Below are 18,036 nucleotides of genomic sequence, written 5' to 3'. Positions count from 1 at the left end.
GGCCGGGCCCAGTGCGCGCGCTCAGTGCCCGCGGAACGCCTCCTCCAGCCACCAGGCCCCCCGGTCCTTCACCACTTTGGCGTCGACCAGCAGCGGCGCGGACCGGGGCCCGGCGAGCCAGTCCCGCACCGCCCCGAGATCCGCGCGCGAGCGGACGGTCACGGCCTCGAAGCCGTACCCCCGGGCCAGGGCGGCGAGGTCCGTCTCGGGGAACTCGACCGTGTGCAGGGGGTGTCCGTCGGGCCCGAAGTGGTGCACCTCGGCCCCGTAGGCGGCGTCGTCGTACACGACGACCAGCATCGGCAGCCCGAGCCTGCGGACCGTGTCGAGGTCGGCGGCGCCCATCAGCGCGCCGCCGTCGCCGAGCGCGGCCACCGGCAGCCGGTCCGGGCGGGCCAGCGCGGCACCGATCGCGGTCGCGAGGCCCAGGCCGATCGACTGGAAGGCCTGGGTGAAGCAGACGCCGTTCTCGTCCGGCACCGACAGATACGCCATCGGGTAGCCCATGAAGTTGCCGGAGTCCACCCCGATCACCCGCTCCGCGGGGAGGATGTCGTCGAGCGCGATCGTCAGGGTGCGCGGGTCGATCCGCCCGGACCCGGAGGTGTCCTCGTACGGCACGTCGCGCCGGCGTCCCCGGGCGGCGAGGGCCTCGGCGATGTCGGGGGTGCGCAGTCCCTGCCGTTTCCCGTCGGACGCGGCCAGGACCCGGCGTGCGGTGCGCGTGACGTCGCCGGTGACGCCGAGCCGCAGCTCCCGGTGCGCGCCGAGGGCCGTGGCGTCGTCGTCCACCTGGACGACGCCCGCGCCGGCGCCGATCAGGGTGCCGTGGCGTGTCGTCCACCTGTTCAGGGCGCAGCCCCAGCCGACGATCAGGTCGGCGGAGGCGATCAGTTCGGCCGCCAGCGGGGAGGAGAAGCCCCCGGACACGCCGAGCGACCATGGATTGCCCCGGAAGAGGCCGTGGGCGACGGCCGAGGTCGCCAGCAGGGCGCCGTGGCACGCGGCCAGGTCCTCCAGGGCGTCCCCGGCCCCGGTGGCGCGGGCGCCCCGGCCCGCCACGAAGACCGGTCGGCGGGCCTGCGCGAGCAGCCCCGCCAGCGCGTCCACGTCCGCCTGGGCGGGTTCGACCGGTTCCCGGGCCGGCGGCGGGACGGCCCGGGGCAGGTCGCCGGGCACCTCCAGGGCCTGCACCGCGAGGGGGAGGTTGAGCAGCACGGTGCGCCGTTCGTGGAGGGCGTACCGGAGTGCTTCGAGGGCCTGCGCCACCGCCTCCCCGGCCGAGGTGATCCGCAGCGGCACCGCGCCCACGGCCCGCATCAGCGCGTCCTGGTCGATGTGGAAGTTGGAGCGCGGCTCGGTCACCTCGGCCGCCAGTATGAGCAGCGGGGTACGGCTCTTGGCGGCCTCGGTGATCCCCGTCAGGGCGTTCGTCAGTCCGGGCCCCTGATGGACGCTCAGCGCGGCGACGGTTCCGGCGACCCGGGTGTAGGCGTCGGCCATCGTCGCCGCGCCGCCCTCGTGCCGTGCGGCGACGAAGCGAGCCCCGGCGGCGGTCATCGCGTTGGTGAGGTGGAAATTGCCCGATCCGACCACGCCGAACACCTGGTCGATCCCGGCCGCGACCAGCGCCCGCCCCACGGCCTCGGCGACGTTCACGCCCGCTCCACCAGCGCGAGCACCCGCGCGGGCGCCCCGGACCCGGTGACGATGGGCAGCGGCCCGGCGACGACCACGCTCCCGGTGGGCGGGAGCACGGCGAGGTTCCGCAACTGGGTCAGTCCGTACTTGTCGCTGCCCATCAGGTAGGAGTGGCAGGGGAACGCCGGGTCGAAGGAGTGCCCGGCCCCGGCGTCGGTGCCCACGGTCTCCACGCCGAGGCCGATCACCGGGGACTCCTGTGCCACCCAGCGGGCGCAGTCCGGGGACAGCCCGGGGGTGTGCGGACCGTTCCCGTCGGCGTTGAGGAACGCCTCCTGGGAGTCCGCGCGGGCGTCCCAGCCGGTGCGCAGCAGCAGCCAGCCGCCCTCGGGCAGCGGCCCGTGCACGGCCTCCCAGGCCTTCACATGCTCGACCTCGACCAGGAAGTCGGGGTCCTCGGCCGCCTCGGCGGTGAAGTCCAGGACGGCGGCCGGAGCGAGCAGCCGGCTCGCGGGCACGGACGCCACGTCGGCGAGGTCCTTACCGGTCACCCAGTGGTTCGGGGCGTCGAAGTGGGTGCCGGTGTGCTCGCCGCTGCGGAAGTTGTTCCAGTACCAGGCCGGTCCCCGGTCGTCGTACCTGCTGATCTCCTCCAGCTCGAACACCGCGGTCTGGCCGAACGGGGGCGGGAGCTGGATCACCGGGGTGGCGGACGACAGCGGCGCGGTCAGGTCGACGACGTCGATCGACCCGCCGCGCAACCCCGCCACCAGCGCTGCGAGAACGGACGGCTGGGACATGGTGCCTCCTGGAGGACGCGGAAGCGCCGCGGTACTCGCGGCTCAACTCACAGCATGGCACCCTGATGTGACGCCCATTCAGCGATGGACACGCGGGAGGGACGTCATGTTCGCCAGGGGGACGGCCGCGGGCGCCGCGGCGGTGTGCGCGATGGGTGTCCTGTCGCTGACCGGCTGCTCCTTCGAGGTCGGCGGCGAGGACCCGCCCGGGCCGACGGCCGCGGCGAGCACGCCCTCGGTCTCCCCTCGCGTCTCTCCTGTCACTCCCTCCCCCTCCGCATCGGCGACCGCGAGCCGCACGCCCACGCCCACGGCGCCCGTGCCCGTCAACGGCCCCGATCAGAAGCTGGTGACCATGACGATCACCGGCGGTTTCGCCGGGGTGCACCGGGAGGTGGTCCTGCGGGGCGACGGCACCGTCCGGGTCACCGACGAGGGCGCCTCCCGGGTCCGGCGGACGACCGCCGCGCAGTTCCGGACGCTGCGCCTGCTGCTCGGGGATCCGGCGCTGGACGACGTCCCCTCGTTCACGATGAGCGGGGGGACGTACGACGCGTTCCAGTACACGCTGCGGTTCGGTGGCCGCACGGTCATGACGGACCGCTCCGGCGAGGAGCCCGCCCTCGACCGGCTCATCGACGCCCTGGACGACTGGCTGCCGAGGACGTGAGGGCCGATCCCGCCTAGGCTGGAAGCCTCGCCGGAGCGGGTCGGGACAGGGAGGCTGTCATGACCGATGCCGACCGCTATCTGCCGATCGCCGACCATGGGCTGATCGGCGATCTGCGCAGTGTGGCCCTGGTGGGGACGGACGGCACGATCGACTGGTACTGCTGTCCCTCGTTCGACTCGCCGAGCGTGTTCGGGGCGATCCTGGACGCCGAACGGGGCGGCTCGTTCGAGCTGGCGGCGGCGGTGCCGGCCCGGACGAAGCAGTTCTACTTCCCCGACACCAACGTCCTGATCACCCGGTTCTTCACCGGGGAGGGGGCGGGTGAGGTGCAGGACTTCATGCCGGTGAGCGGCGGAGCCGGGGAGGCGGAGCGGCACCGGCTGATCCGGCGGGTGCTGTGCGTGCGCGGCGCGGTGCCGTTCCGTACCCGGGTGGCGCCCCGGTTCGACTACGGCGCCAGTGCGCACACCGTGCGCCTGGTCGAGGGCATGGCGGTCTTCGAGTCGGAGAAGCTGGCGCTCTCCCTCACCTCGACGGTGCCCCTGGAGTGCGACGGGCCGGACGTGCGGGCGGACTTCAAGCTGTCCGAGGGCGAGTCGGCGGTGTTCGCCCTCGACCAGGTCGGCGGCGAGGTCAGCCCGCGGCGGTGCGCGCGCACGGAGGCCGAGGAGCAGTTCGCGGCGACGGTGACGTACTGGCGGCGCTGGCTGTCCGCCTCCCGCTACCGGGGCCGCTGGCGGGAGATGGTGCACCGCTCCGCGCTCACCCTGAAGCTGCTGACCTACGCGCCCACGGGGGCGATCGTCGCCGCGCCGACCACGAGCCTGCCCGAGCAGCTGGGCGGCGAGCGCAACTGGGACTACCGCTATGTCTGGGTGCGCGACGCCGCGTTCTGTGTGTACGCGCTGCTGCGGCTGGGTTTCTCGGACGAGGCCGAGGCCTTCATGGAGTTCGTGACCCGGCACATCACCCCGGGCGACGGCAAGCCCTCCGGGCCGCTCCAGATCATGTACGGCATCGACGGGCGCACGGATCTGTCCGAGAGCGAACTCGGGCATCTGGAGGGTCATCAGGGCTCGGCCCCGGTGCGGGTGGGCAACGCCGCCGCGGACCAGCTCCAGCTGGACATCTACGGTGCGCTGATCGACTCGGTCTATCTGTACGACAAGTGGGCGCGGCCCGTCTCGAGCGACCAGTGGGACGACGTGTGCGCCCTGGTCGACTGGGTGTGCGCCCACTGGGACCAGCCGGACGAGGGCGTCTGGGAGACCCGGGGCGGCCGCAAGAACTTCCTGTACTCGCGGCTGATGTGCTGGGTGGCGATCGAGCGGGCCATCCGGATGGCGAACCGGCGCGGGCTGCCCGCCGACCTGCCCCGCTGGCAGGAGGCCCGCGACACGATCTACCGCCGTGTGCACACCCGCGGCTGGTCGCCGCGGCGGCGGGCGTTCGTGCAGCACGAGGACGGGGACGTGCTGGACGCGGCGGTGCTGATGATGCCGCTGACCAAGTTCATCGCGCCGACCGACCCCAAGTGGCTGTCGACGCTGGACGCGCTCACCGAGGACCTCGTCTCGGACTCCCTGGTCTACCGCTACGACCCGCTGGCCAGCCCCGACGGGCTGCGCGGCGACGAGGGCACGTTCTCGATCTGCTCGTTCTGGTACGTCGAGGCGCTGGTGCACGCGGGGCGGCTGGACGAGGCGCGGCTGGCGTTCGAGAAGATGCTGACGTACGCCAACCACCTGGGCCTGTTCGCCGAGGAGATCAGCCAGACGGGAGAGCAGCAGGGCAACTTCCCGCAGGCGTTCACCCATCTGGCGCTGATCAGCGCGGCCTTCACCCTGGACCGGGCGCTGGGCTGACGCACGGGCGCCGTAGGAGGCCTCACTTCCCCCAGATGGTGCGGTACGCCTGCCGGTAGCCCGTCGGGTCCCAGGAGGTGGTGCCGGCACTGTTGTCGGCGGTGGTGATGTGGACGGGTGCCGTGTAGCCGCTGGCGGCTGTCCCGGAGAACGCGCGGTTGAACTCGTCGACGATCTGCCAGCCCTGGAGGGACAGCGGTTCGGGCACGGTGGCGGCCTGGTACTGCCGGCTGTTGATGCGCTGGAAGGCGGAGGGGTCGCCGTCGCCCGCGCCGATGTTGTACGGCGGCCCCGAGCCCTTCCTCCCGGCCGCGCGGAAGGCGGGGGCCGCGTCGGCGAAGTACAGGTCGTTGATGGCGACGGAGTGGGTCCACCGGGCGCCGAAGCGGGCGAGGAGGGAGGAGATCTCGCGCGGGGTGCGGCTGCCGGCGTCCGGGATCGGGATGTTGGGGTAGGCGAGGAGTTTCACGCCCGGGCAGGTGGCGAGCTCCTTCCTGATCAGCTCGGACTTGTTCTTGGCGAAGGGGATCGAGGCGTCGGTGATCAGGACGACCCCGGCGTGGCCCTGGGAGTGGGCGATGACCCAGCGCGCGCTGATCTCGGCCACCTCCTCGACGCGGGTGGTGACATTGGTGAACAGCTCGGGCCGGCGGCTGGGGCCGGGGGCGGCGAGGGCGTGCCAGCCCACGAGCGGGATGCCGGCCCGGTTGGCCCGCGCCACCTGTGCCGAGGTGGAGTTCGGGTCGAAGCCGCCGATGACGATGCCGGAGGGTTTGAGTGCGACGGCCTCGCTCATCGCCGACTGGAGACCGGCGGGCGTGCCGCCGCCGTCGATGACCCGGACGTTCCAGCCGATGACCCGGGCGGCCTCCCGTACGCCTTTCGCGACGCCCGCGACCCCGGGGTTGGTCATGGTCTGGGCGACGTAGACGAGGGTCTTGCCGGGCACCGCCCGCGGTCCGGTGGTCGGCCCACCCCAGGGGACGTCGGTCTGCTCGGCGCGCAGGACCGAGGCCTGGGCCGTGGCGTGGACGTCGGGGCAGCCGTCGGTGCCCGAGGGGGTCTCCCCCGAGGTGCCCGAGGAGCCGCGCTGGCAGCCGGCGAGGACGGTGACCGCCGCCAGCAGCAGGGCACAGGAGCCGGCCCGGGCGGTGCGGGCGCCGGGGGTGGCTCTGCGGTTGCCGTGCACGGGTACTCCTCGCGGGAGGGGAACAGGCGGGGAACTACGGGGAGGGTGCGGGGCCGGGCGGTGTGTCGCGGGCGGCGCGGACACCGCCGCTCAGCCGGCGGCGGGCGGCGTATCCGGCGAGGCCGACGGCGAGGAGCAGCGTGCCGCCGTAGAACAGCGGGACCGTCCAGAAGTCGGCGCCGAGCTGTCCGATGCCGGTGAGGCCCACGGCGAGGACGGTGACGGCGACGAGGGTGCCGAGGGCGTTGGGCCGGCCGGGCTTGATCGCGGTGGCGCCGAGGAGCGCGCCGGCGAACGCGGGGAGCAGGTAGTCCAGGCCGACGCTCGGGTTGCCGATCTGCTGCTGGGCCGCGAGCAGCACCCCGGCGATGCCGACGACCAGGCCCGACGCGGTGAAGGCGTAGACGGTGTATCTGCGGGTGGGGATGCCGAGGAGGTCGGCGGCGCGGGGGTTGGAGCCGACGACGTACAGATATCGGCCGAGGGGCAGCCGTTCCAGGACCAGCCAGAGGACGGCGGTGAGGGCGAGGACGTAGAAGGCGGGGACCGGGAGGCCGAGGAACGAGGAGTCGTAGAGGTCGGTGAAGGCCGGTGGGAGGCCCTCGGGGCCGGGGACGATCCGGCCGCCGTCGGTGACCCAGCCGGTCACGGCGTAGAGCATGCTGCCGGTGCCGAGGGTGGCGATGAAGGAGTCGATCCGCCCGTACTCGACGATCACGCCGTTGAGGACGCCCACGCCGGCCCCGCCCGCGATCACCGTGAGCGCGGCGAGCGGCCAGGGCCAGCCCTCGTTCACGATCAGCTCCATCACCATGACGTGGGCGAGGCCGAGCGCGTAGCCGAGGGAGAGGTCGAAGGCGCCGGTCACGATGGGGATCGTGGCGGCGAGGGCGAGGATCGCCGGGATCGACTGGCTGGACAGGACCGAGTCGAGGGTGTCGAGGGTCGGGAAGGTACGGGGCAGGGCGAGGGAGAAGACCAGGACGAGCAGGAGGGTGAGGGCGAGCAGTCCGTAGGCGCCGACGAGGTGGCCGCCCGGTCGGCGGGGCCGGGGCGGGGTGGGGGCCGTCACGGGCCCGCTCCCGGCCGGGGTGGGGGTACGGCGGAGGCGGCGCGGGTCAGCTCGGCGACGGTGAGGGCCGCGCCGCCCAGCTCGGCCGTCACGGCGCCCCTGACCAGGACCAGGGCGCGTCGGCACACACTGACGACCTCGTCGAAGTCGGTGGAGATCAGCAGGACCGCGAGGCCCGCGGCCAGCGCCTCGTCGAGCAGGTGGTGGACGGCGGCCTTGGCGCCGATGTCGACGCTCGCGGTCGGCTCCTCCAGGATGAGCAGCCGCAGGTCCGCTCGCAGCCAGCGGCCGATCATGACCTTCTGCTGGTTGCCGCCGGACAGGGTGGCGAGCGGGGCCTCGGTGTCGCGGGGGCGCACCGCGAACCGGTCGACGAGGGCGGCCGCCTCGGCGCGCTCCCGGCGGGGGCCGATCCAGCGCGGGCCGATCCAGCGGGGGCCGGGGCGGCCTCCGGCGGCCGGGTTGGCGAAGAGGTTCTCGCGCACGGTCAGCTCGGCGAGGCAGCCCTCGCGCAGCCGGTCGCCGGGCACGAAGCCGACGCCCTGCCGCACGGCGTCGGCGACCGTACGGGGGCGGTACGGCCGTCCGCCGAGCCGGGCCTCCCCGGCGAGCAGCGGCCGGACCCCGGCGAGTGCCCGGCCGAGGTCGAGATGTCCGGCGCCGGAGAGACCGACCAGGGCGAGGGCCTCCCCCGCCCGAAGGACGAGGTCGACCGGGCCGACGCCGGTGGTCCGTACGGCTTCGAGGGTGAGGAGGGCAGGGGTGGGGGTGGGGGCGGGGGCTTGTCCGGGGGCCGGGCCGGCGGACCGCACGCGCGGCTGGTCGCGCTGCTGCTCGGCCGGCTCCGGGCCCACGATGTCCCGCACCAGGCGGTCCGGGCTGTGGTCCGCCAGGGGGCCGTGGCTGACGAGGTGGCCGTCGCGCAGGACGGCGAAGGTGTCGGCGACCTCGTAGACCTCGTCCAGCCGGTGGCTGACGTAGAGGAGGGCGTGGCCGCGGTCGCGCAGGTCGCGCAGGACGCGGAAGAGCCGGGCGCAGTCGGGGGCGGGAAGGCGGGCGGTCGGCTCGTCCAGGACGATGAGCCGGGCGCGGGCCGCGAGGGCCCGGGCGATGGCGACCAGGGACCGTTCGGCGGGCGCGAGCCGGGCGACCGGGGCGTCGGGGTCGAGGTGGGCGGCGACGGTGTCCAGGGCGTCGGCGCACCGCTCGCGGGTGCGCCGCCACGAGACCAGTCCGGCGCGGCGTGGATACCCCGTGCTCAGGGCGATGTTCTCGGCGACCGTCATCCACTCCACGAGGCCGAGGTCCTGGTGGATGAAGGACATGCGGCCGGCGGCGGCATGGCTGCCGAGGGGGTGCCCGTCCACCGTGATCCGTCCCGTGTCGGCGTGGTGGACGCCGGCGAGGATCTTGATGAGGGTGGACTTCCCGGCGCCGTTGGGCCCGAGGAGGGCGAGGACGCTGCCCGCGTGGACGTCGAGGTCGACCCCGGCCAGCGCGAGGGTCCCGCCGAACCGTTTGCCGAGCCCGCGGATGCGGACCAGGGGCTCCGACGCGAAGGGCGCGGCCGCCGGGGCGGACGGGTCGGAAGCGCACATGAGGCGATCCTATCCGGATCATTCATGCCATTTCGGATATTCGACTCGGGCTGTGCGCCTCAGACGCCGTCGAGCCCGCACTCGGCCCAGATGACCTTGCCCTCCGGGAGGTAGCGCGTGCCCCAGGTCCGGGACAGCTGGGCGACGAGGAAGAGGCCGCGTCCGCCCTCGTCGGTGCTGGCCGCCCGGCGCAGATGCGGGGCCGTGTTGCTGGAGTCGGAGACCTCGCAGATCAGGGAACGGTCGTGCAGCAGCCGTACCCGCACGGGCCCGGAGCCGTGCCGGATGGCGTTGGTGACCAGTTCGCTGAGGATCAGCTCGGCGGCGAAGGCGGCCTCGTCGAGTCCCCAGTCGGCCAGCTGTCTCATGGCCGCGGCACGGACCTCGCCGACGCGGGCCGGGTCGGCGGGCAGCTCCCAGGTGGCGATCCGGTCGGGGTCCAGGGCGTGGGTGCGGGCGACCAGCAGGGCGATGTCGTCGCACGGGTGGGCGGGCGCCACCGCGTCCAGGATCGCCTGGCAGGTGTCCTCGGGGGTGCGCTCCGGATGGTGGGCCAGGGCCCCGCGCAGCTGGTCGAGGACCAGGTCGACGTCACGGTGCCGGTCCTCGATCAGCCCGTCGGTGTAGAGGACCAGCTGGCTGTCCTCGGGCAGGTCGATCTCCACGGCGTCGAAGGGCAGTCCGCCGAGGCCGAGCGGAGGCCCGGCGGGCAGGTCCGGGTAGGTCACGCTGCCGTCGGGGTGGACCAGCGCGGGCGGCGGGTGTCCGGCGCGGGCCATCACACAGCGCTGCGAGGTCGGGTCGTAGACGACGTACAGGCAGGTCGCGCCGATGATGCCGACACCCTCGCCCTCCCCCTCGGGGTCCTCGCGATCGAGGCGGCCCACCAGGTTGTCGAGGTGGACGAGGACCTCGTCGGGCGGGAAGTCGAGTTCGGCGAAGCTGCGGGCGGCGGTGCGCAGCCGGCCCATGGTGGCGGCGGAGAGCATGCCGTGGCCGACGACGTCGCCGACCAGGAGGCCGATGCGCGCGCCCGAGAGCGGGATGACGTCGTACCAGTCCCCGCCCACGTCGGCCTCGGCGGGCAGATAGCGGTGGGCGACCTCGACGGTCTCCTGGTCGGGCAGCCCCTGCGGGAGCAGCCGGCGCTGGAGGGCCAGGACCATGGCGCGCTCGTGGGTGTAGCGCCGCGCGTTGTCGATGGACAGGGCGGCGCGGGTGGCGAGTTCCTGGGCCAGCGAGCGGTCGTCGTCGTCGAAGGGAGCGGGTTCCTGGGCGCGGTAGAAGCTGACGACGCCCAGCACGACGCCGCGCGCGACCAGGGGGACGGCGATGAGCGAGTGCACATGGGTGAGCAGGGTCCCGGTGTGCTCGGGGTCCTGGGCGAGCCAGCCAGCGGCGCTCGCCAGGTCCGGTTCGAGCACCGCCTGTCCGCCGGTCAGCGCGCGGCGCTGGGGCGCGGTCGGGCCGAAGTCGGTCCGCTTGCCGACGGGGGTGAAGGGGAGGTCGTCGCGGAGGCCGTGGATCACCGTCCGGCGCAGGTCGCCGACCGGGTCGGCGGACTCCTCGCCGCGCAGGACGGCCTCGGGCAGATCGACGGTGACATAGTCCGCCAGCCGGGGGACGGCCGTCTCGGCGAGCTCCTCGGCGGTGCGGCGGACGTCCAGGGTGGTGCCGATGCGGGCGCTGGCCTCGGAGAGCAGCTCCAGCCTGCGGCGCGCCGCCAGGGCGTAGGCGCCGACCTGCGGCTCCCCGACGAGGACGAGCCCTCGGGCCGAGAGCGGCTGCTCGGGGGAACCGTTGGCGGCGGCGCCGTCGACGGCGGCGACAGCGCCCGCTCCGGCGACGGCGCCCGCTCCGGCTCCAGCTCCAGCTCCAGCTCCGGTGACCGTGACACCTTCGACTGCGGCTCCGTCCCGGTCCGGTGCGCCGCCCGTCGGCGGTGTGAGGGAGAGCCGTGCGAGCCGCGACACGGCGGCGGCGACGGCCGGCTCGACGGGCAACCCGACCGGGAGCGCCGGCAGCCGCGCGTCGCCCCGGCCCGGTACGACGAGCGATTCCCTGGAGGCGAGGCGCTCCCCGCGGGCGGAGCCGGGCAGCACCGCCTCGATGGCGACGCCCTCCACGCCCGACGCGCTGCGCATCGGGCGGCTCACGAGGGTCACCCGCCGGCCGTCCGGCAGCGGCACGTCCACGGCGGCCCGCTGGGCGCGGGAGATCAGTTCGGTGGCCTTCTCCATGAGCAGCGCCCGGTCACCGGGGCGCAGCCGCAGGGCCGGCACACCCCCCTCGGCACCGTCGGCCGTGTCGGCTTCGGCTCCTGCGGCCAGGTACGCCCGCAGCAGGGCACGTTCGCGTGCGGAGCTCTGTCCCAGCAGCCGGCGTTCCATGGCATGGGCCGCCTTGCGGATCACGCCACTGAGTGCCGGGGTCTCGAATCCGCGCGGGTAGCCGAAGCACAGGACGCCCTCGATGCCGCCGCTGAGCGGGTCGCGCACGGGCAGCGCGACGCAGGCGCTCGCCTGGGAACGCTCGGCGAAGTGCTCGGCGCCGTAGACGCGGATGAGCCGGCGTTCGGCGAGGGCGAGACCGATGCCGTTGGTGCCGGCGACCCGCTCGGCGAACACGAAGCCCGGGACGCGCTGGATCGCCGGAAGGCTGTGGGCCATGGAGGCCTCGCCGAAGCGGCGCAGCAGGACCGTCCCGTTCGCGTCGGCGACGGAGATATTGACCTTGCTGCCGGAGAACAGGGACTCCAGCCGGTCGAGCACCGGCGCGGCCGCGCGGACGATACGGCCGTCCGCCTCGAAGTCGTCCCGGAAGGGGAGGTCGGACTGGTCCGGCGAGAGCCCCAGGGTCCGGCAGCGCTGCCAGGAGTCCAGGATCGACAGCCGTACGCCGCGTTCGACCGACTCGCCCTGCAGAAACCGCTCACGGAAGCGCGTGGGACCCGTGCCGTCCGTCGCACGCCCCACCGCAGCCTGTTCTCCTACGGATCGAAACACGCCTCGCCTCACTCGCGCCCGCGTCCACTCGCCCTGTGCCCGCTCCCCTTTCAGCCGGCAGGTGACCCGATCAACAATTAATCCGACATTGACGAGCATACGGACATACGGGGCGTGAGTCATGGGTCGCCCGTCCCTCGCGGAGACGACCACCAGGGTCCCTCACGTGCGGTGACGAGCGGATGACCGACCGCTGGCGGGCGGACGGGCGGGCGACTGCTACAGGACCGCGACCGGGGTGACGGGGGAACCCGTCCCGCCGGGGATGTTCAGCGGCGCGACGACGAGCAGGAAGGCGTACCGGCCCGCCTCGGCCGTCGCGGCCGACAGCGCCTCCAGATCGAGGTTGTCCAGCAGCGGCACCCCCATCGCGGTGACGGCCAGGACATGCACGGGCGAGTGCACGTCCACGACGGGCGAGGGCCGTACGTCGCTGTCGCCGTCCCCTCCGAGCAGGGCGACACCCCGCTCCGCCAGCAGCGGTACGGCGTCCACGTGGAAGCCCGCGCTCAGCGCGCCGGAGTCCCATGGTCCGCGTTCCGTACGGCGGCGCACGTGCCCCGTGCGCAGCAGCACCGCGTCGCCCTCGCCGATCGTCACCCCGAGCGCCTCCTCCGCGGCGAGGACGTCGCGGGCGTGCACCGCCTGTCCCGGTTCCAGCCAGGGGACCCCGAGCACGGCGGGCAGATCGAGCAGCACCCCCCTCGTCACCAGGGGTCCCAGTTCCGCCACCGCGCCGAAACGGGCGCCACCGGCGTCGACGGCCTCGCGCGCCGCACGGCCGTCGTAGAGCAGGCCCCGGTAGGCGATGTGGGAGAGCGCGTCGAGATGGGTGACGCCCCTGCCGTGGTAGTCGACGGCGATGAAGTCCTTGTGGGCGGCGGGTTCGGGGCGTTCCACATCGCCGAGGTCGGTCATGTGGTGCAGGGCCGGCTTGGGGTTGTCGGGGTCGGGCCGGGTGTTCCAGGGGAGGGCCATCGGGACGACGGTCCCGGACCGCGCCTCGGCCAGGGCCCGCCGCACCCGGTCGGGGGTCACCCGGTTCCAGGCCCCGCGGCCGGCCCGGTCCTCCCAGTGACCCCAGGTGCGCACCGCCTCGAAGAGCGCGTCGAACTCCGCACGGGGGACGGCCGGCCCGGCTGTCGGGGACATGGCTCCAGCTTGGCACCGGGGCGAGGGCCTCGCAGGGTGGTCCGGGCGCAGGCTGTCCGGGCGCGACCGTCCGGGCAGAGGCCGTCCGGGCAAAGGCTTCTTCTCGTCGGCCGGTCCAGCCGAGGAACGACAACCGGTCAGCCGAGGAACGACAGGCGGACCTTGCGCTCGGGATTGTCCCTGTTCGTATCCACCAGGCAGACCGACTGCCAGGTGCCCAGCTCCAGCCGCCCGGCCAGGACCGGCAGGGTCGCGTGGGGCGGGACGAAGGCCGGGAGGACGTGGTCGCGGCCGTGACCGGGGCTGCCGTGGCGGTGCTGCCAGCGGTCGTCGGCGGGCAGGAGCGTGTGCAGGGCGGCGAGGAGGTCGTCGTCGCTGCCCGCGCCGGTCTCGATGACGGCGATTCCGGCGGTGGCGTGCGGGACGAAGATGTTCAGCAGGCCGTCACGGTCGCCGGCGACCTCCCCCAGGAAGGCCTCGCAGTCCTGGGTGAGATCGACGACCCGCTCCCGGGTGCCGGAGGCGATGTGCAGTACTCGGGTGGTGAACGCGTCTGACATGTCACCATCCTGGCCCACGGAGGGGTCCGGGGAAGATCCGCCCGGCCCGCACTGTTGGTTGAGGCGTGAACGACATACCTGAGGTCGACGTCGTCGTGATCGGTGCGGGCCAGGCGGGGCTGGCCGCGGCGTATCACCTGCGACGCACGGGGTTCGAGCCGGAGCGCGACTTCGTGGTGCTGGACCACGCGCCCGGTCCGGGCGGCGCCTGGCAGTTCCGGTGGCCCTCACTGACGTACGGCAAGGTGCACGGGATGCACGCGCTGCCGGGCATGGAGCTGACGGGGGCGGACCCGGCGCGGCCGTCGTCGGAGGTGATCTCGGCGTACTTCGCCGCCTACGAGCGGACCTTCGACCTGCGGGTACGGCGTCCGGTGGACGTACGGGCCGTGCGCGAGGGCTCCGGTGGGCGGCTGCTTGTCGAGACCTCCGACGGCACCTGGTCGACACGGGCGCTGATCAACGCGACCGGCACCTGGGACCGGCCGTTCTGGCCGCGCTATCCCGGTCAGGAGAGCTTCCGCGGACGGCAGGTGCACACGGCCGGGTACCCGGGGCCCGAGGCGTTCGCCGGGCAGCGGGTGGTCGTGGTGGGCGGCGGGGCCTCCGGCACCCAGCATCTGCTGGAGATCGCCCCGTTCGCCACCGCCACGACATGGGTGACGCGGAGGCCTCCGGTGTTCCGCGAGGGACCGTTCGACGAGGAGGCGGGCCGGGCGGCGGTGGCGCTCGTGGAGGAGCGGGTGCGGCAGGGGCTGCCGCCGAGGAGCGTGGTGTCGGTGACGGGGCTGCCGTTGAACGACGCGATCCGGCAGGGGCTGGCGGACGGGGTCCTGGACCGGCTCCCGATGTTCGACCGGATCACCCCCCGGGGCGTGGAGTGGGACGACGGCCGCCGCGTGGACGCCGACGTCATCCTCTGGGCGACGGGCTTCCGGCCCGCCATCGACCATCTGGCGCCGCTGCGGCTGCGCGGTCCGGGCGGCGGGATCCGGCTGGAGGGCACCCGGGTGGCCGCCGATCCGCGGATCCACCTGGTCGGCTACGGGCCGTCGGCCAGCACCATCGGCGCCAACCGGGCGGGACGGGCGGCCGTACGGGACATCGGACGGCTGCTGTCCGAGGGGGCCGGGGAGCCCGGACCGGATGCGGCCGCCGCCTGACGTCCCGTCACGTCATCGGGCCGCCTCGGCGGACGCGCTCTGCCGGTTCCGGTTGAACTCGGCGACATTGCGGACGTGCTCCTGATAGTTCGCGGTGAAACGGGTGTCGCCGGGCTTGACCGTGACGAAGTACAGCCAGTCGCCCGGGGTGGGGCTGACGGCGGCGTGCATGGCCTCCTCGCCGGGGTTGTCGATCGGCGTCGGCGGCAGCCCCATGCGCTGGTAGGAGTTGTAGGGGCTCTCGATCCGGGTGTCGCTCTCCGTGGTCCGCACCGTGGACCGGTTCAGGGCGTAGTTGATGGTGGAGTCCATCTGCAACGGCATGCCGCGCGCCAGCCGGTTGAAGACGACCCGGGCCACCTTCCCCATGTCCGCCTTGGTGGCGGCCTCCGCCTGCACCAGGCTGGCGATGGTGACGGCCTGATAGAGGTTCATCGCGTTGCGCTGGGCGCCCGCGGTGACCGGTGCCCCGTTGAACCGCTTGTTCGCCGTGTCGACCATGTAGGCCAGCAGCGTCTGCGGTGTCGTCTTCCCGTCCAGCGGATACGTCGCCGGGAAGAGGTAGCCCTCCGGGTTGCCGTCGGCGTCGTCCGGCAGCTTCAGCCCGGCCTGGGGCAGGGTCTTCCTGGTCGTGCCGGCGGGCAGGGCGAGGGCCTTGTCGACGGCCTCGTAGACCTGACTCGCGCGCCAGCCCTCCGGGATGACCAGGGCGGCGGGTTTCTTCGGCGCCTGCGGCGCCCGGTGCTCCGTGCTCAGCAGCGGCACCGCCACGGCGGTACCGGCCACGACGGCTCCGGTCGCGATGAGGGCGAGCCGACCCCGGCGCGTCAGTCGAATCGTTCTCCGTGGCGGAGTGTTCATCTGCATGCGGGCACGGTAACCCTCATATCGTCATAAACCCGGCATAACCGGTCATATGCTTGGCTGTTGTCAGCTTGTCGGCTCCAGGCTGGCGTCCCGGCGCACCAGGGCCGCGTACCGCCCGTCCCGCGCCAGCAACTCCTCGTGCGTCCCCCGTTCGGCCAGCCGGCCCGCGTCGAGGACCACGATCTGGTCGGCGCCGCGGACGGTGGACAGCCGGTGGGCGATGGTGAGGGTGGTGCGGTTGGCGGAGAGCGCGTCGATGGCCTCCTGGACGGCGTGCTCGGTGCGGGTGTCCAGGGCGCTCGTCGCCTCGTCGAGGATCAGCACCGGCGGATCGCGCAGGATGGTGCGGGCTATCGCCAGGCGCTGCTTCTCACCGCCGGAGAAGCGGTGGCCGCGCTCGCCGACGACCGTGTCGTACCCGTCGGGCAGGGCGGCGATGTGGTCGTGGATCTGCGCCGCGCGCGCGGCGGCGTACAGCTCCTCGTCGGTGGCGTCGGGCTTGGCGAAGCGCAGATTGTCGGCAACCGTCGCATGGAAGAGGTACGTCTCCTGCGAGACGACGCCGACCGCGCGCGCGAGGGTGTCGAAGTCGAGGTCGCGGACGTCGACCCCGTCGAGGGTGACCCGGCCGCCGGTCACGTCGTACAGCCGCGGCACGAGATAGCCCAGGGTGGACTTGCCGGCACCGGTCGGGCCGACCACGGCGAGGCTTCCGCCCGCGGGGACGGTGACGTCGATGCCGTCGAGGACGGGGCCGCCCTTGTCGTCGTAGGCGAACGCGACCTTCTCGAAGCGGACTTCGCCCTTGATCTGGTCGAGGTGGACCGGGTCGGTGCGCTCGGTGATGTCGATCGGGAGGTCGAGGTACTCGAAGATGCGCTGGAAGAGCGCGAGGGAAGTCTGGATCTGCACGCCGGTGGCGAGCAGGCTGACGGCGGGGCGGAACAGGCCCTGCTGGAGCGAGACGAAGGCGACGATCGTGCCGAGGGAGACGTCGGGACCGCCGAGCTGGAGGGCCACACCGGCCGTCCAGTAGATGACCGCCGGCATCGCGGCCATGACGATGGTGATCACGGCCATGCGCCAGCGGCCGGCCATGTTCGACTTCACTTCCAGGTCGACCAGCCGCTCGGACTCGTCGGCGAAGGACCGGGTGAGCGAGTCGGCGCGGCCCATGGTGCGGCCGAGCAGGATGCCGCTGACCGACAGCGACTCGGTGACGGTGGCGGCCATGGCGGCCATCTGCTTCTGGCGCTGGGTGGTGATCTTCTTGCGTTCGTTGCCCACGCGGCGACTGATCCAGACGAAGACCGGCAGCAGGAGCAGGGAGACCACGGTCAGCCGCCAGTCGAGGGCGATCATCGCGATGACCGTGGCGACCACGCTGGTGAAGTTGGAGACCAGGGAGGTGGCCGTGGAGGTGACGGTGGCCTGCATGCCGCCGATGTCGTTGGCGATGCGCGACTGCACTTCGCCGGTACGCGTACGCGTGAAGAACGCCAGGGACATGCGCTGGAGCCGGCCGAAGACGGCGGTGCGCAGGTCGTGCATGACGCGCTGGCCGACGGTGGTGGAGATCAGGGTCTGCAGGACGCCGAAGACGCTGCTGAGCACGGCGCTCAGGATCATGCCGAGGGCGAGCAGGCTCAGCAGGCCGGTGCGCCCCTCGGGGATGGCGACGTCGAGGGTCTCCTTCAGCAGGAAGGGCGTGGCGACCGAGACCAGCGACGAGGCGCCGACGAGGACGCCGACGACGGCGAGCCGGCCGCGGTAGGGACGGAACAGGCCGACGATACGGCGGACCTGCCGGGGCTGGGCCTGGGTGTCGGCGGACGGGTTCCAGGATTCCGGTGTGTCGGGGTGCATGGGCTCCTACGGGAGGTGAGCGGGCGGATCGGGCTGACCATAGCTCATTGTTACCTATACTCACAATGAACGGCATCCTGATATTGTTCCCGCATGACCACCCCCGATTCCGACAGCGTGCTCGCGGAGCAACTGCTGCGGTTCACCCGCCGCGTGCACCGGATCCAGAAGCGGCACATCGAGCAGTGCGGCATCGGCGTGACCCCGGCCCAGTCCCGGCTGCTGCGCACCCTGGCGTGCTACAGCTCGCCGCCGCGCATGGCCGATCTCGCCGAGCGCCTGGAGGTGGTCCCGCGCGCGGTGACGACGCTGGTCGACGGGCTGGAGGCGGGCGGGAAGGTACGGCGGGTGCCGGATCCCACGAACCGCCGGGTGATCCGGATCGAGCTCACCGACGACGGCCGGGAGGCACTGCGCAAGCTGCGGGCCGCCCGGCGGTCGGCGGCCGAGGAGATCCTCGCGCCGCTGTCGGGCGGGCAGCGGGAGGTACTGGGCGACCTGCTGGACACGCTGGTGGACGGGGTGCCGGAGGGACGCCACGGGTAGGGGCGGCAACGCCCCTGAAGGGCCGGACCAGCGGTCCGG

The 18,036-nt window shown here is 73.3% G+C and carries 14 protein-coding genes; 4 read left to right on the top strand and 10 right to left on the bottom strand.

Translation table 11 applies throughout. The annotated features are described in order from the left end of the window. Positions 1–21: 21 nt before the first annotated feature. Positions 22–1,659, bottom strand: coding sequence for a thiamine pyrophosphate-binding protein (locus ABZ490_RS30775; protein WP_358997068.1), 1,638 nt, complete (start codon positions 1,657–1,659; stop codon positions 22–24). Further along, positions 1,656–2,441: a cyclase family protein gene (locus ABZ490_RS30770; protein WP_358997065.1), complete on the bottom strand. Its 786-nt coding sequence runs from the start codon at positions 2,439–2,441 to the stop codon at positions 1,656–1,658. Before ABZ490_RS30770 ends, ABZ490_RS30775 begins: the two co-directional genes overlap by 4 nt. A gap of 106 nt (positions 2,442–2,547) precedes the next feature. On the opposite strand from ABZ490_RS30770, the gene ABZ490_RS30765 reads away from it, so the two are divergent. Next, positions 2,548–3,111 (top strand): hypothetical protein, encoded by a 564-nt coding sequence (locus ABZ490_RS30765; protein WP_358997062.1) that lies wholly within the window; start codon positions 2,548–2,550, stop codon positions 3,109–3,111. A 59-nt stretch (positions 3,112–3,170) separates the two neighbouring features. Then, complete coding sequence (locus tag ABZ490_RS30760) at positions 3,171–4,979, top strand: glycoside hydrolase family 15 protein (protein WP_358997059.1); 1,809 nt, start codon at positions 3,171–3,173, stop codon at positions 4,977–4,979. 22 nt (positions 4,980–5,001) lie between these two features. On the opposite strand, the gene ABZ490_RS30755 is transcribed toward ABZ490_RS30760, so the two are convergent. The 6 genes from ABZ490_RS30755 to ABZ490_RS30730 all read right to left on the bottom strand — a co-directional run bounded on the left by ABZ490_RS30755 (position 5,002) and on the right by ABZ490_RS30730 (position 13,555). Beyond that, complete coding sequence (locus tag ABZ490_RS30755; protein ID WP_358997056.1) at positions 5,002–6,168, bottom strand: substrate-binding domain-containing protein; 1,167 nt, start codon at positions 6,166–6,168, stop codon at positions 5,002–5,004. Between the two features lie 34 nt (positions 6,169–6,202). Next, on the bottom strand, positions 6,203–7,240 hold the full coding sequence (locus ABZ490_RS30750; RefSeq protein WP_358997053.1) for an ABC transporter permease: 1,038 nt from the start codon (positions 7,238–7,240) through the stop codon (positions 6,203–6,205). Further along, positions 7,237–8,838 carry a sugar ABC transporter ATP-binding protein gene (locus ABZ490_RS30745; RefSeq protein WP_358997050.1) on the bottom strand — a complete coding sequence of 534 codons (1,602 nt, stop codon included), beginning with the start codon at positions 8,836–8,838 and terminating at the stop codon, positions 7,237–7,239. The genes ABZ490_RS30750 and ABZ490_RS30745 overlap by 4 nt, the downstream gene beginning before the upstream one ends. A 59-nt stretch (positions 8,839–8,897) precedes the next feature. Continuing rightward, positions 8,898–11,813, bottom strand: coding sequence for a SpoIIE family protein phosphatase (locus ABZ490_RS30740; RefSeq protein ID WP_358997047.1), 2,916 nt, complete (start codon positions 11,811–11,813; stop codon positions 8,898–8,900). Between the two features lie 249 nt (positions 11,814–12,062). Continuing rightward, complete coding sequence (locus ABZ490_RS30735; RefSeq protein ID WP_358997045.1) at positions 12,063–12,995, bottom strand: cyclase family protein; 933 nt, start codon at positions 12,993–12,995, stop codon at positions 12,063–12,065. 137 nt (positions 12,996–13,132) lie between these two features. Beyond that, positions 13,133–13,555 (bottom strand): secondary thiamine-phosphate synthase enzyme YjbQ, encoded by a 423-nt coding sequence (locus ABZ490_RS30730; RefSeq protein ID WP_358997042.1) that lies wholly within the window; start codon positions 13,553–13,555, stop codon positions 13,133–13,135. Positions 13,556–13,620: 65 nt separating this feature from the next. Here ABZ490_RS30730 and ABZ490_RS30725 point away from each other — a divergent pair, with 65 nt between their 5' ends. Beyond that, on the top strand, positions 13,621–14,718 hold the full coding sequence (locus tag ABZ490_RS30725; protein WP_358997039.1) for an NAD(P)-binding domain-containing protein: 1,098 nt from the start codon (positions 13,621–13,623) through the stop codon (positions 14,716–14,718). A 12-nt stretch (positions 14,719–14,730) separates the two neighbouring features. On the opposite strand, the gene mltG is transcribed toward ABZ490_RS30725, so the two are convergent. Together mltG and ABZ490_RS30715 are read right to left on the bottom strand one after the other, a co-directional pair. Then, the gene (gene mltG / locus ABZ490_RS30720; RefSeq protein ID WP_358997036.1) at positions 14,731–15,585 is read right to left on the bottom strand and encodes an endolytic transglycosylase MltG; all 855 of its coding nucleotides are present in this window, start codon (positions 15,583–15,585) and stop codon (positions 14,731–14,733) included. A gap of 63 nt (positions 15,586–15,648) precedes the next feature. Then, the gene (locus ABZ490_RS30715; protein ID WP_358997033.1) at positions 15,649–17,451 is read right to left on the bottom strand and encodes an ABC transporter ATP-binding protein; all 1,803 of its coding nucleotides are present in this window, start codon (positions 17,449–17,451) and stop codon (positions 15,649–15,651) included. 93 nt (positions 17,452–17,544) lie between these two features. On the opposite strand from ABZ490_RS30715, the gene ABZ490_RS30710 reads away from it, so the two are divergent. Then, positions 17,545–17,997, top strand: coding sequence for a MarR family transcriptional regulator (locus ABZ490_RS30710; RefSeq protein WP_358997030.1), 453 nt, complete (start codon positions 17,545–17,547; stop codon positions 17,995–17,997). Positions 17,998–18,036: the final 39 nt, after the last annotated feature.

Origin of the sequence: Streptomyces sp. NPDC005811, assembly GCF_040630405.1 — a bacterium.
Lineage (GTDB): Bacteria > Actinomycetota > Actinomycetes > Streptomycetales > Streptomycetaceae > Streptomyces.
Note: the sequence above shows the minus strand (reverse complement) of the source record. Positions and strands in the feature narration are given on the sequence as shown.

Excerpts from the sequence above, each read along its gene's own strand:
- ABZ490_RS30730 (WP_358997042.1), bottom strand. The coding sequence starts at position 13,555 with ATGTCAGACGCGTTCACCACCCGAGTACTGCACATCGCCTCCGGCACC.
- ABZ490_RS30715 (WP_358997033.1), bottom strand. The coding sequence starts at position 17,451 with ATGCACCCCGACACACCGGAATCCTGGAACCCGTCCGCCGACACCCAG.
- ABZ490_RS30765 (WP_358997062.1), top strand. The coding sequence starts at position 2,548 with ATGTTCGCCAGGGGGACGGCCGCGGGCGCCGCGGCGGTGTGCGCGATG.
- ABZ490_RS30735 (WP_358997045.1), bottom strand. The coding sequence starts at position 12,995 with ATGTCCCCGACAGCCGGGCCGGCCGTCCCCCGTGCGGAGTTCGACGCG.
- ABZ490_RS30710 (WP_358997030.1), top strand. The coding sequence starts at position 17,545 with ATGACCACCCCCGATTCCGACAGCGTGCTCGCGGAGCAACTGCTGCGG.
- mltG (WP_358997036.1), bottom strand. The coding sequence starts at position 15,585 with ATGCAGATGAACACTCCGCCACGGAGAACGATTCGACTGACGCGCCGG.
- ABZ490_RS30760 (WP_358997059.1), top strand. The coding sequence starts at position 3,171 with ATGACCGATGCCGACCGCTATCTGCCGATCGCCGACCATGGGCTGATC.
- ABZ490_RS30745 (WP_358997050.1), bottom strand. The coding sequence starts at position 8,838 with ATGTGCGCTTCCGACCCGTCCGCCCCGGCGGCCGCGCCCTTCGCGTCG.
- ABZ490_RS30770 (WP_358997065.1), bottom strand. The coding sequence starts at position 2,441 with ATGTCCCAGCCGTCCGTTCTCGCAGCGCTGGTGGCGGGGTTGCGCGGC.